The organism is Aeromonas salmonicida subsp. salmonicida, from assembly GCF_001643305.1.
GTDB lineage: Bacteria > Pseudomonadota > Gammaproteobacteria > Enterobacterales > Aeromonadaceae > Aeromonas > Aeromonas salmonicida.
In genome coordinates this window covers 1-12,669 of the sequence record NZ_LSGW01000069.1, presented here as the reverse complement: position 1 = coordinate 12,669, position 12,669 = coordinate 1, and the positions used below count along the sequence as shown (strand labels likewise).

The window sequence follows — 12,669 nt, the reverse complement described above, 5'->3', positions numbered from 1 at the left end:
GCCTTTCGGCGGTTTTTTATTTTTCAGTGCGGGCAGCTCATGTCCGGCCTTACTCCTCGTTGGAGTTGTCCTGATAGCTGTCGCGCTGGGCCCGGGGCAGGCGGCGCATCGGGGTGAGCCCTGCGTCCACGCCACCGCGATCCTTCTGGCGCGCCGGCGCCGGTTGCTTGCTGCCATCGGCTTTGGGCTTGCCTTTGCTGCCTTTGGCGGGCGCCTTGGCATTGTGCTTGGCGTTGGCATGGCCGCGATCCCGCGGCGGGTTTTGTACCGGCTTGCTGCCCGGCAGGGTCTGGCGAGTCGGTTTGCCGCTCGGCTCATAACCGGCCAGGATCTCGCTCGGTATGCTGAGGCCGATCAGGGACTCGATGGCCTTGAGTTGATCCTGTTCATCCTGGCTGACCAGAGAGATGGCTTCGCCGCCACGACCGGCACGGCCGGTACGACCGATGCGGTGGATATAATCCTCGGCCACTTGCGGCAGCTCGAAGTTGATCACATGGGGCAGCTGATCGATATCGAGACCACGGGCGGCGATGTCGGTGGCGACCAGCACCCGTACCTTGCCTTCCCGAAAATCCGCCAGCGCCCGGTTGCGGGCACCCTGGCTCTTGTCACCGTGGATGGCGACGGTATTGAGGCCGTCTTTTTCCATCTGGTGGGCGAGACGGTCGGCGATCTGCTTGGTGCGCACGAACACCAGCACCCGTTGCCAGTTGTTGCGGCCGATCATGTGGGAGAGCAGCTCGCGCTTGCGCTCGCGGTCGACCTTGATGATGCGCTGGTTGACCTGCTCGGCCGTGCTGTTGCTCGGGCTCACCTCGATCAGGGTCGGGCTCTTCAGCAGATCGTCGGCCAGCTCCTTGATCTCGTTGGAGAAGGTGGCGGAGAACAGCAGGGTCTGCCGCTCTTCCGGCAGCGCCTTCATGATGCGGCGAATGTCGGTGATGAAGCCCATGTCGAGCATGCGATCCGCCTCATCCAGCACCAGCACTTCCAGCTCGGTCAGGGTGAGGGCGCGCTGGGTCAGCAGATCCAGCAGGCGGCCCGGGGTCGCGACCAGGATGTCGACGCCGAGCTTGATGGCCTCCAGGTTGGGCTTGATGCTGACGCCGCCGTAGGCGATCAGGGTGCGAAACGGCAGGTGATGGGCGTACTTGATGATGCTTTCGCCCACCTGGGCGGCCAGTTCACGGGTCGGGGTCAGCACCAGGGCGCGTACCTGACGACGGCCACCACGGCCATGGTTGGCCATCAGACGGTGCAACATGGGCAGGGTGAAACCGGCCGTTTTACCTGTGCCTGTCTGGGCGCCGCCCAGCACATCCTGGCCTGCCAGCACAGCCGGAATGGCTTGCTGCTGGATGGGGGTTGGCTGTTCGTAACCCAATTCCTTGACGGCCCGCAGAATGTGCGGTGACAGACCCAGTTCGTTAAATGACATGTTCGAGAGAGACTCCTGAGGTGAGCCTTGGGCTCAACGAGTGACAGACAGGCGCTAACGCCTGGCCTGCCACAACATAAGACGCAGCGGACCACCTGGGCAGCCAGCCACGACATAGAAAAGATAATGGGGGCGTAATATAGCAGATGTGCGGCCTGCACGCAGCAGCCGTGTCACTTGCCCGGGCCGCTGCGTGAGTCTGGTCCCGCATCAACCTGCTGGCGAGGCTCAGAGCAGTGCGCTTATCTCGTCCAGCAGGCTCTCTGGCTTGGTCTGGGGGGCGAAGCGCTCCACCACCTCACCCTCACGGTTGATGAGGAACTTGGTGAAGTTCCATTTGACGTTTTCCAGCCCCAGCAGCCCGGGTTTTTGTTGTTTAAGCCAGCGATAGAAGGGGTGGGCGTGCTCGCCGTTGACTTCGCACTTGGCCATGATGGGGAAGCTGACCGGATAATCCAGCGAGCAGAAGCGGGCGATTTCGTCCGCATCCCCCGGCTCCTGATGGCCGAACTGATCGCAGGGGAAGCCCAAGATCACCAGCCCTTTGGGTCCCAGCTGCTGGTAGAGTGCCTCCAGGCCCGTGTATTGGGGGGTAAAACCACAGCGGCTGGCCACGTTGACCACCAGAATGACCTGACCTTGCAGGGCGGTGAGAGAGAATTCGGTACCATCGAGGCGTTGCAGGGGAAGATCGGGCAGAGACATGGTGCACTCCAGAGAGGATGGGGCCCATTCAGGGCAGTGGTTATGCACGTTAACGGGCCCGGGATCCCGAGGCAAGCAGCAAGTGCCGGGTTTGCCTCCCCTCATGCATCCTTTTGTCGAGCCAGATCACAGAGCGGCGAGGCCGGTACGATAAAGGGCGCCTTCTGTGGCGGGATAGCGTATTGATGGTGGGACTTCTCAGGAGAAGCAAACTGGTTTGTGCCCAGGCCAGGAAGTCGCTAAAAAGCGCCCTCTCTCCACTTATTGCGAGCCAATCTTGGACTATCAAGCCGTCATGGATGCCATTTACACCCGGGGATGGGTGATTGTGGATGACTTTTTAACCGCTGTTGAGGTGGATGCCCTCAAAGCCTGCTTGCCCCATGCGTGGCATCCGGCCGGGATTGGACGGGAAAGTCTGCATCAGGGCAATCCCGATATTCGCCGTGATCAGATCCACTGGCTGGAACCTTCCCTTGGCGCGCCAGTGGCGGACTATCTCGGTCGCATGGAGTCCCTGCGCCTCACCGCCAACCGCATGCTGATGCTGGGACTGTTCGATTATGAGGCCCATTTTGCCCGCTATCGCAGCGGGGATTTTTATGCCACCCATCGGGATGCTTTCGCCGGTCGGTCGAACCGCCGTCTCACCTCGGTTTTTTACCTCAACAACGACTGGCAACCTGAGGCGGGTGGTGTGCTCAGGGTCTATGACAACGATGAGCAGCTCTTGATGGATGTCTCTCCCAAGGGAGGGCGGCTGGTATTGTTCCTGTCGGAGGAGTTCCCCCACGAGGTACTGCCCGCCAATCGTGAGCGTTACAGCATAGCCGGCTGGTTTCGGGTCAATGGCAACGGCATGGGGCGGGTAGATCCGCCGCGCTGAGCCCTTTTCGTCCAATTTTTGACACAGGCAGGAATTTTTCAGGCTGTTGTCGGCGGATGGGGCTCCCATCGGCTGACAAGGCTTGATTTCCCTTGCTACACTGGCCCGCACTTGGCTTCGTCCGGTTTTTCAGTACGGTTGGATTATCAGATGGTCATGACGAGGCCGCTTTTCCCAAGGGATCACATCTAATGAAGAACATGCATGTCTTGCTGCTGTGCGGCGGCGGTGGCTCAGAACACGAAGTCTCTCTGCGCAGCGCCAATTTCCTTGAGCAACAACTCGGTTTGGTGCCCGGTGTCGAAGTGACTCGGGTCGAGATGTTCGCTGACCGCTGGTTCTCTGCCGACGGCCGCGAGTGCAAGCTGGGGCTGGACAAGCTGCTCTCGTTTGACAGCGTGGCCCGTCCGGTGGACTACGTGGTGCCCTGCATCCACGGCTACCCGGGTGAGACGGGCGATCTGCAATCCTTCCTCGAGCTGGCGGGCCTGCCTTATCTCGGTTGCGATGCCGAGGCGAGCAAGATCTGCTTCAACAAGATCAGCACCAAGCTGTGGCTCTCCGCCATCGGCATTCCCAACACACCCTATCTGTTCCTGACCGAACAGAACGACGCCGCCCTGACCGAGGCAAAAGCCGCCCTGGCCAAGTGGGGCAAGGTCTTCATCAAGGCCGCCTCCCAGGGTTCTTCCGTGGGCTGCTACTCCGCCAGCAACGAAACCGATCTGCTGCAGGGCATCAAGGATGCCTTCGGTTACTCCGAGCAGGTGTTGATCGAAAAAGCGGTCAAGCCCCGTGAGCTGGAAGTGGCTGTCTACCAGTACGGTGACGAGCTGATTGCCACCTACCCTGGCGAGATCTGCGTGCCGCAGGACAAGTTCTACACCTATGAAGAGAAGTACAGCAGCGCCAGCCACACGGCAACCAGCCTCAAGGCCGAAGGCCTGACCCAGGCGCAGGCCGATGCAATTCACGAGTATGCCCTCAAGGCGTTCCGTCAGCTCAAATTGACACATCTGTCGCGCATCGACTTCTTCCTGACGGAAGAGGGCGAGATCCTGCTGAACGAAATCAATACCTTCCCCGGCATGACTTCCATCTCCATGTTCCCGAAACTGCTGGAGCATCATGGTCACAGCTTTGCTCACTACCTCGAGCAGATCCTGCGCAAGCCCGCCTGACGGTTTGCCGAAAACAACAGAGGGGCCCACGGGCCCCTCTGTTGTTGTTGCGATTGGCGATGTCACATGGATTCCGGGGTGAACAGCCAGATATGCGCCCCTTGTGGATCGGCAATCAGGGCCATGCGCCCGACTTCCGGGATATTCAGGGCCGGCACCACCACGGATCCTCCATGCTGGCTGACTTTGGCCACCCTGGTGTCCACGTCATCCACCGCTATGTAGGTTGCCCAGTGCGGCGGTACGCCGGCCATCTCGGGATTGCCCCGGGTGGCCTGTACTCCGGCGATTGGCCTGCCATTGGCAACCAGCATGGGGTAGTTGCCTCCCTCCATGGCCATGGTCTGGCTCTCCCAGCCAAGCACCTCGGTATAAAAGCGGATCCCGGCCTCGGCGTCCGGAACATAGAGCTCGTGCCAGGTGAAGGCCGTGCCTTCCGCCAGGGCATGTTCTCTTGCCATATCTTGTTCTGCCATCGTCGTCCTCCAGTATCCCATGCGTGGGCGCATGGGTTGACGACCAAGTATAGAGAGGCGTGGCACCCCGGCTTGCCCGGATGGGGGGCCTTGCTGCGCGGCGGACGGCTCGTTACAATCTGCCCCCTTTTTTCCCGCAATGTGCACCGCCAGAGCCGCGCCCCCATGAAGCCAATCCCAGATCACGCCGTCAATCGCCTGCGCGTATGGCGCAAGAGCATCTCCACCCGTCCTTTTCTCGCCCGTGGTGGCACTGTGCCCCGCTGCGAGGCATGCCAGTTGCGCTCTGACTGGTGCGCCTGTGAATGGCGGCCCGAGCTCAAGGCCGAGGCCGGCTTCTGTCTGCTGATGTATGACAGCGAGCCCATGAAACCCTCCAACACGGGTCGCCTGATCGCCGACGTCCTGCCGGATACCACCTGGGCCTTTCTCTGGAAGCGTACCCAGCCCCATCCTGAGTTGCTGGCCCTGCTGGCCGATCCCGTCTGGCAGCCCTATGTGGTATTCCCCGCGTGCGAGAAAAACCCGGCGCGAGTGACCGAACAGGTCATGCTCGCCCCCGGCAAGAAGCCGCTCTTTATCCTGCTGGACGGCACCTGGCCCGAGGCGCGCAAGATGTTCAACATGAGCCCTTATCTGGATGGTTTTCCCGTGCTGGCGGTCAAGCCGGATGCACTCTCCACCTATGGCATGCGGGTCGCCAATTGCGACGAACACCTCTGTACCGCGGAAGTGGCGGCCTGTGTGCTGGAGGTGGCCGGTCAGCTGCAAGCCGGACAAGCGTTGCAGCTCTGGTTCAATCTGTTCAGCCGTCGCTACATGGCGGGCCGTGTCAGCCGCGCACCCGGTGAGGATGAAGTGCAGCTGCAACAGGCGTTGGCGATACTCAAGGGAAATGTTCCGAATGAACGGGCCGATAGCGCCGCCTGATGGCGGGGCAGGGGCAAACAAGGCGAGACCAACCAGACTGATGAAAATCAGGAATCAATTGGCTGCCACTGTTTCGTTAGCCTCATGAACCCACGGCCTTTAGGATAGCGGCCAAGTCAGCTTGTCCTGCTTGTTTACACAGCAAATTCAACAAGGGGCCCCTCTTTTGTGGGCAACCCTGTCTCGAGAGGTCTATGGATGGAATTGGAACTGTTTACCCTGCTCGCCCTGTTCGGGGTGGCGCTGATTGCCGGCTTTATCGATGCCATTGCCGGCGGCGGTGGCCTCTTGACCGTCCCCGCCCTGCTGGCGACCGGCATGCCGCCGGCGCTGGTACTGGGCACCAATAAACTGCAGAGCAGTTTTGGCTCCTTCTCGGCTACCTGGTTTTATGCCCGCAAGGGGTTGCTGGAGTGGGCCATGATCTGGCCTGCGGTGATCTGCACCTTTATCGGTGCCGCCATCGGCACCCTGGCGGTGCAGACCATAGACGCCGCCATTCTGGAACGGCTCTTGCCCTTCCTGCTGATGGCGTTTGCCTGCTACTTCTTTTTCTCCCCCAGAGTGAGCGATGCAGAGAGCGCACGCCGCCTGACCCCCATGGTGTTTGCGCTGTTGGTGGGGGGTGGAGTGGGCTTTTATGACGGCTTCTTCGGCCCGGGCACAGGGTCGTTTTTTGCCATCGGCTTCGTGGCGCTGGCGGGTTTTGGCATGGCGCGGGCCACAGCACACACCAAGCTCCTGAATTTAACCTCCAACCTTGCCTCCCTGCTGTTTTTTGCCCTGGGTGGCAAGGTGGTGTGGAGCGTTGGTTTCTGCATGGCGCTGGGGCAGTTTATCGGTGCCCGTGTTGGCTCCAGACTGGTACTGAAGAAAGGGGTCAAGCTCATCAAGCCCCTGCTGGTGACCGTCTCTGTGCTGATGTCAGCCAAATTGATGTGGAGCCAGTATCCCGAGCTGTTTGCCTGGATCCAGTGAGACGGCAGATCTGCTTATAACCACGTGCTCTCTACTGCTTGCACGGGTTTATTGACTCGACCCGCTGAAATGATGAAAGTGCCTGCGCAGCGCACTCACCAGCTGCGCAATGCGTTCCCGCTTCAGACTGCTCTGGCGATAGACCAGATGCAAAGGGCGCCCCAGCCCAGGCAAGGGGCGCGCCGTTTCCCCCTGTTCTCCCACCAGTGCCAGCAGACCTGCCGGCAGCAGCACAGGGCCTATGCCTGCCTTGGCGAGTTCTATCAGCGCCAGATAGGAGTCCAGCTCCATGGCGGGCACCATGCCCAATTGTGTCAGGGGTTCGCGCAGGTAGCGGTTGGAGGGGTTATCCAGATCCATGGTCAGGATCTTGAGCCTGTGCCCCTGACCCAGCTCGAACGGCCGCTGATCTGCCGGTATCCCCTCATCCTGATCGCTTCCAACCAGATAGAAGGGCTCCTCCAGCAATAGCTCGGCTCCCAGGCCATGGCCGGGAGGCAGCCGACCGGCACAGATGCCGAGCAGGGCGTCGCCACTGCGCACCCGGGCCAGGATCACCGGGGTGTGATGGGTGGAGAGGGCAATATGGGGATCGCGGCCCAGATAGTCGTGCATGAAGCGGGCGAGGTAGCCCGCCAGCAGGGTTTCGGAGCAGGCGATCGGCAGGGGAGTCAGGTCGGTGAGGGTCTGGCTGTCGGCCAGCACCCCCTTCATCTCGGCGAGACTCGGTGCCACCCGGTCGAGCAGCTCCCGCGCCTGGGGGGTGAGCCGGATCTGGCGGCCATCCGGCTCGATCAGCTTCTTGCCAAGGCGGAGCTCCAGCTGACCAATGCGCTTGCTCACCGCCGACTGGCTGATGTAGAGGCGGCTGGCCACCTTGGCCATGGTGCCCTCGCTTGCCAGCAGGCTGAGTGTCTCCAATCCTTCCAGTAACATTAGGGCCCCTGGTGTCTCACCGTATATCGAATGGCGTTACCTTAGGGGCTGATGGCGTCAGGAGCAAGTGTCGTTCACCGCCTTGGCAGGCCGCCAGCGCCACTCCCGCAAGGGTGGGGTGAAGATCACCAGATTGCCGAGCAAACTGATCACAACGCCCACCACTGAGACCGTCTGCCAGACAAACCCTTCATAAAACGTCGAGAGCGTGAGCGCTACCAGCGGGAACAGCACAGTGGCGTAGGAGGCCTTGCTGGCGCCAATCCTGCCCACGAGTGTGAGGTAGGCAGTGAAGGCGATGACAGAGCCGAACAGGGCGAGATAGAGCATGGCCGCCAGATAATGGCCGTCGGTCGGTATGGTCAGGGATTGGCCGAGCAGGGTGACCCAGCCCAGCAACAGCACGACGCCGTATACCATGCCCCAGGGCACCAGTTGCAGCACGTGATAGCCGTGACGCTGGCCGCGGGCAGAGACCAGGTTGCCCAGCGAGAAGCAGAGGGTGCCGCCACAGGCCAGCAGCAACCCCTTCCAGCCGTTTGCACCCAGTTGCGCATCCGCCAGCACGGGCCAGAACAGCAACAGGGTGCCAAACAATCCCAGCACGGATCCTTGCAGCCAGCGCAAGTTTGGGCGTTTGCCCTCGAACAGCCAGAGATTGAGGCCGTTGAAGATGCTGGCACTGGCGAAGATCACCGCCGACAGGCCACTCGGTATGTAGAGGGTGGCATGATAGAAGCAGAGAAAGTTGGTGGAAAAGAGCAGGGCGCCGAGCAGGGCCGCGTAGCGCTGGCCCGCCCAGGGCAGGCGCGGGAAGCGGCCGCTGACGGTGAGCAGGGCAAACAGCGCAAGCGCCGCCAGCAGGAAGCGATAGAGCACGGACACCTCGATGGGAATGGGTCCGAGCTGCCAGGCGATGGCGATCCAGGTGCTGCCCCAGATAAGGACGGTGGCAAGATAGAGCAGGAGATTCATAACACATCCGGTGAAGTGGGAATGGCATGGACCACAGCATGGGGCGGGCAAGGTTGTGCTGGCTTACACCATCTTGCGGTTATTTCAGCCGGGCGCAGCCTTTGGCGTGCTGGCGCGGTAAGATGGCCGCAAGGCATGATGGGCGAGGTAGCAAGGTGCAACAGATAAGACAGGCGGGCGTATTCGATGCACTGGTCAGCACGGGAGCGCGGCTGGAAGACTCCTGCTGGCTAGAGCCGGGCCTTGGGGTGGCCAGCTGGCGCAACTGCTACGATCAGACTCGCTATCACAAGCCGGGTCACCATACCCTGAGCGTCTATTTGCAGGGGGGCGAGCAGACTGAGCGCCTCGATGGTCCCGGCGGCCATGGCGGCACCGGCAAGGTGTGCATCATGCCGGATCACCACAGATCCGAGTGGCTGGTGCGCGAAGAGTTCCGTTTTTTCCACCTCTATTTCACGCCGGCCCATCTCACCCGCATCGCCGAGCAGGTCTGCGACAAGGAGGGGCGCCATCTGCTGCTGGAAGACAAGACCTTCATCGATGACCCCCAGGCATCCGTGCTGGTACAGACACAGTTGATGAAGCTGGAGTGGCAGCACGGCATCGACCGTATGGCGCTCTCCCACGGCGTCTGGATGCTGATGCTGCATGCTTATCGCCACCACACCCGGGAGGCGCCGGGCCTGCCCGAGGTACGTGGCGGCCTGGCACCCGGTGTGATCCGGCGGGTACAGGAGTACCTGCAAGCCCATCTGGCCGAGCCGGTTACCCTGGCTGAGCTGGCACAGCAGGCTAGCCTCAGCGAATATCACTTCGCCCGCATGTTTGGCCAGAGTCTGGGGTGTCCGCCCCATCGCTATCTGCTTGGGCTGCGGCTCAAACGGGCCAAGCAGTTGCTGGCAGGATCCGACTCCCTGGCCAGCATCGCCATCCTGTGCGGTTTCTCCTCCCAGGCGCATTTCGGCAATCGTTTTCGCGAGGCATTTGGCATCACGCCGGGCCAGTGGCGTACACAATTGTCATCTTCTCGTCACAGATAACGCTGAGACTCTGGGCAAAAGAGGTGTACCATCTGCCACTTACCCATTGAAAGGAATGCCCATTGAATTATCGCAAACGCCAGACCCGTACTCGTCACCTTTGGTTCAGCCACTGGAATGCTCCCCAAGATCGCACCTGTATTCCCACCCCTCCCGAACCCGTAGTGCCTCACAGTTCCCGCTGAAAATCGATACGACCCGATAGGTTTTTTCCGGCAACTTTGCCACTATTGCGCCATCTGAATGGATTGGATATGGCTGCATGTTTCTGGAACGCATTGAAGTCAAAGGTTTTCGCGGGATAAATCGCCTCTCGCTCGGGCTGGATAACACCACGGTTCTCATCGGTGAGAACGCCTGGGGCAAATCCAGCCTGCTGCGCGCCCTCTGGTGTCTGTTGGGGCAGGATGCCGAACCCTATCAGTTCAGCAGCGATGATTTTCACCAACCGGAAGATCCCGAGCTCGCACCCGCCCGTCATCTGCAACTGGTGCTCACCTTCAGTGAACACAGACCCCAGATGTGTCTGCACTCCCATCGCCTTGCCCGTCTTGGTGCCTCCTGGGTCAAGCACAAAGACAAATTCCACCGTATTCACTACCGCGCCAGTGCCGAATTGCAGGCCGATGGTTCCGTGCTCACCACCCATGATTTTCTCGACGGCATCGGCAAGAGCCTGCCCATCGACAATGCCCATGAACTGGTCTGCCTGCTGATCACCATGAACCCTGTGTTCCGGCTGCGGGATGCCCGCACCGCACGCAACGGGGTCGAGATGTTGCAGTGGGGGGATTTGTCACAGAACCGGTTGAGCCAGCTGGCCGACAAGCTCATCGACGAACCCCAGCGCATCGGTGAGGCTGAGCTGAAAGAGGCGCTGCAGGCCGTGCGCCAGCTTATGGATCACTACTTCAACGCCCTTGCCCCCATGAAGCACAAGCCTCGCAGCCAGCGGGACATCGTCAATCGCCCCATGACACTGCGCAATCCCGGCAATCTGCAGACGCTGCTGCGCAATGCCGACAACCGGGCGCTGCAATTGGCGATGGCAGGCATGGCGGCCACCCTGCTCAACGCCCGTGGCAACCGCGAGCTGGAACAGGGGGCGCGGCCCATCATGATCCTGGAAGACCCCGAGAGTCGCCTGCACCCCACCATGATGGCGCTGGCCTGGGGTCTGCTGGAGCACCTGCCGGGCCAGAAGCTGCTGACCACCAATTCGGGTGACCTGCTCTCCTCCTTGCCTTTGAATCAGGTGCGCCGTCTGGTGCGCCGCCAGCAGGACATCGTCTGTCATCAGCTGGGGGGCGAGCGTTACAGCAGCGATGATTTGCGCAAGATTGCTTTTCATGTGCGCATCAACCGCCCCATGTCGATGTTTGCCCGTTGCTGGCTGCTGGTGGAGGGGGAGACCGAGATCTGGCTGCTCTCCGAGCTGGCCCAGATCTGCGGCTACAGCCTGCGGGCGGAAGGGGTGCGCATCATCGAATTTGCCCAGTGCGGTCAGTCGCCCCTCATCAAGGTGGCGCGCGACTTTGGCATCGAGTGGCATCTGCTCACCGACGGTGACGAGGCGGGGATCAAATACGCCACCTCGGCCCGGGCGCTGCTCAAGGGGGAGCGGGAGCGAGACCGGCTGACCCAGTTGCCGGCGGCTGATATCGAGCATTACCTCTATCACAACGGCTTCGAAGCTGTGTTTCGGCGCGAGGCCGGGGTCGGTGGCCGCTCGACCCTCAATGCCGGGCGCATCATCAACAAGGCCATTCATCATCGCAGCAAGCCCGGCATGGCGCTGGCGGTGGTGGAGGAGGCGGAGCGCCTCGGCGGCGAGCATATACCGCCTGTGATCAGGCAGATGTTTGCCAAGGTGGTGGCACTGGCGCGCGGTCAGGGCTGATGGCCTGTGCTGGCCGGCGTCTCCAATGATGCTGGCCAAGAGTGATCCCGCCTTGTCATCCAGATGGTGCTGAGCGTCAAATCCCTCGCAAGGCGCTTGCAGAGATTGGGGACGGGGCTGGGTTTGGGTATACTCGGCCCCTTCTCTGGCGCCCCACAGGCGCATCCCGAATCTTTGCTGCTGGAGGCGTCATGTTCGTCCAACTCCCTTTTTGGCTTTTTCCCCTGACAGGTTTGATGGCGCTGGGGGCCCTCATTGCCCTCGGCATAGTGTTGTGGCGCGGTGATCTCTGCCCGGGCCAGCGCTCGCGGATCACGGCCCAGCTCTTCTCCATCTGGGTGATCACCGGGCTCTCGCTGATGCTGGCGGTGGAGGCCAAGGTGGCGAGCTGGCTCGTCTGGAGCGGTGGCGCCGCCCTGATCCTGGGGATAGTGCTGTCCCTTGCCCAGTCACGGCTGGAGGGCAAGCGTGCCATTCCGTCCACCCTGCTCTGGCTGCCTGCCATGCCGCCGCTGGTCTATGGCGTCGGCCTGCTGCAGATCCAGGGCTGGCTGAGCGGCCTGCTGCAGATGACCTTGCTGGGGGCGGCCTTCGCACACCTGATGCTGCTGCGGGCCCGCCACCGTCTGCAGGCGTTCAATCTGTTGCTGCCACTGGCGGGGCTGGTGGCTGCCATGCTGAGCCTGCTCTGGCTGGCTGTGCTGGTGGGCTGGCAGGGCAATGGTGCCGCGCTTGATGCCCTGATCCCCGGTGTGTTGACCCAGGCCATCTTGCTGATTGCAGCCCTGCTGCTCTGGTTCAGTCCCATCTACCTGCAAAAAGAGACGGTGCCCGTTGTGGTCTCCACCGCCCTGTGCGGCCTCGTCATTGCCCAGATAGCTGCGACCAGCGTGCTGCACCAGCTGACCTGATAGCGTACCGCACTGCATGAATAGAAAAGCCCACCCCGAGTCACTCAGGGTGGGCTTTTTGATGGCCGCAATAGTGCAATCCGGGCCTAAATAACTGATCCTAATAGTTCTACACCTTCGCTGTGCCATAGCCATTCCCGGGGAAAGGAGACACGGTATCCATGAAGTATTTCACTCGAGCCAGCAGGTTGGCCATCCCTCTGCATTGATGATTGCGCGTGATGGTTTCATGTAACTTGTGCCACAGCCGTTCGATGTGATTAACCAAAGGACTGTAAACTGGCTGGAATACCAGGCAGAATTTGGG

At 61.2% G+C, this 12,669-nt stretch carries 12 protein-coding genes and 1 pseudogene; 7 read left to right on the top strand and 6 right to left on the bottom strand.

The genetic code is table 11. The features are described from left to right. Nucleotides 1–49 precede the first annotated feature (49 nt). Both AXW79_RS11635 and AXW79_RS11630 read right to left on the bottom strand, forming a co-directional pair. Nucleotides 50–1,441 carry a DEAD/DEAH box helicase gene (locus tag AXW79_RS11635; RefSeq protein WP_005311081.1) on the bottom strand — a complete coding sequence of 464 codons (1,392 nt, stop codon included), beginning with the start codon at nt 1,439–1,441 and terminating at the stop codon, nt 50–52. Nucleotides 1,442–1,669: 228 nt separating this feature from the next. After that, nucleotides 1,670–2,146 (bottom strand): glutathione peroxidase, encoded by a 477-nt coding sequence (locus AXW79_RS11630; protein ID WP_005311083.1) that lies wholly within the window; start codon nt 2,144–2,146, stop codon nt 1,670–1,672. A gap of 277 nt (nt 2,147–2,423) precedes the next feature. Between AXW79_RS11630 and AXW79_RS11625 the strand changes: the two genes are divergently transcribed. Further along, nucleotides 2,424–3,032 carry a 2OG-Fe(II) oxygenase gene (locus tag AXW79_RS11625; RefSeq protein WP_005311085.1) on the top strand — a complete coding sequence of 203 codons (609 nt, stop codon included), beginning with the start codon at nt 2,424–2,426 and terminating at the stop codon, nt 3,030–3,032. Between the two features lie 191 nt (nt 3,033–3,223). Continuing rightward, entirely contained in the window at nt 3,224–4,213 is a 990-nt protein-coding gene (locus tag AXW79_RS11620) for a D-alanine--D-alanine ligase (RefSeq protein ID WP_005311087.1), read from the top strand. Nucleotides 4,214–4,275: 62 nt separating this feature from the next. Here AXW79_RS11620 and AXW79_RS11615 read toward each other — a convergent pair whose 3' ends face one another. Further along, complete coding sequence (locus AXW79_RS11615; RefSeq protein WP_005311088.1) at nt 4,276–4,689, bottom strand: VOC family protein; 414 nt, start codon at nt 4,687–4,689, stop codon at nt 4,276–4,278. Nucleotides 4,690–4,854: 165 nt separating this feature from the next. Between AXW79_RS11615 and AXW79_RS11610 the strand changes: the two genes are divergently transcribed. Together AXW79_RS11610 and AXW79_RS11605 are read left to right on the top strand one after the other, a co-directional pair. Beyond that, nucleotides 4,855–5,619, top strand: coding sequence for a tRNA-uridine aminocarboxypropyltransferase (locus tag AXW79_RS11610; protein ID WP_005311089.1), 765 nt, complete (start codon nt 4,855–4,857; stop codon nt 5,617–5,619). A gap of 198 nt (nt 5,620–5,817) precedes the next feature. Continuing rightward, nucleotides 5,818–6,597: a TSUP family transporter gene (locus AXW79_RS11605; protein WP_005311090.1), complete on the top strand. Its 780-nt coding sequence runs from the start codon at nt 5,818–5,820 to the stop codon at nt 6,595–6,597. A 48-nt stretch (nt 6,598–6,645) separates the two neighbouring features. Here AXW79_RS11605 and AXW79_RS11600 read toward each other — a convergent pair whose 3' ends face one another. After that, nucleotides 6,646–7,533, bottom strand: a complete 888-nt coding sequence (locus AXW79_RS11600) for a LysR family transcriptional regulator (RefSeq protein ID WP_005311091.1) — start codon at nt 7,531–7,533, stop codon at nt 6,646–6,648. 57 nt (nt 7,534–7,590) lie between these two features. Beyond that, entirely contained in the window at nt 7,591–8,508 is a 918-nt protein-coding gene (locus AXW79_RS11595; protein ID WP_005311092.1) for a DMT family transporter, read from the bottom strand. Between the two features lie 122 nt (nt 8,509–8,630). On the opposite strand from AXW79_RS11595, the gene AXW79_RS11590 reads away from it, so the two are divergent. The 3 genes from AXW79_RS11590 to AXW79_RS11580 all read left to right on the top strand — a co-directional run bounded on the left by AXW79_RS11590 (nt 8,631) and on the right by AXW79_RS11580 (nt 12,362). Continuing rightward, nucleotides 8,631–9,551 (top strand): helix-turn-helix domain-containing protein, encoded by a 921-nt coding sequence (locus AXW79_RS11590; protein WP_043151092.1) that lies wholly within the window; start codon nt 8,631–8,633, stop codon nt 9,549–9,551. Between the two features lie 262 nt (nt 9,552–9,813). Beyond that, the gene (locus AXW79_RS11585; RefSeq protein ID WP_005311094.1) at nt 9,814–11,451 is read left to right on the top strand and encodes an ATP-dependent endonuclease; all 1,638 of its coding nucleotides are present in this window, start codon (nt 9,814–9,816) and stop codon (nt 11,449–11,451) included. Between the two features lie 191 nt (nt 11,452–11,642). Further along, nucleotides 11,643–12,362 carry a hypothetical protein gene (locus tag AXW79_RS11580; protein WP_005311095.1) on the top strand — a complete coding sequence of 240 codons (720 nt, stop codon included), beginning with the start codon at nt 11,643–11,645 and terminating at the stop codon, nt 12,360–12,362. Between the two features lie 109 nt (nt 12,363–12,471). Here the strand turns inward: AXW79_RS11580 and AXW79_RS11575 are convergent. Further along, nucleotides 12,472–12,669: pseudogene (locus tag AXW79_RS11575) on the bottom strand (IS630 family transposase); the annotation flags it as partial.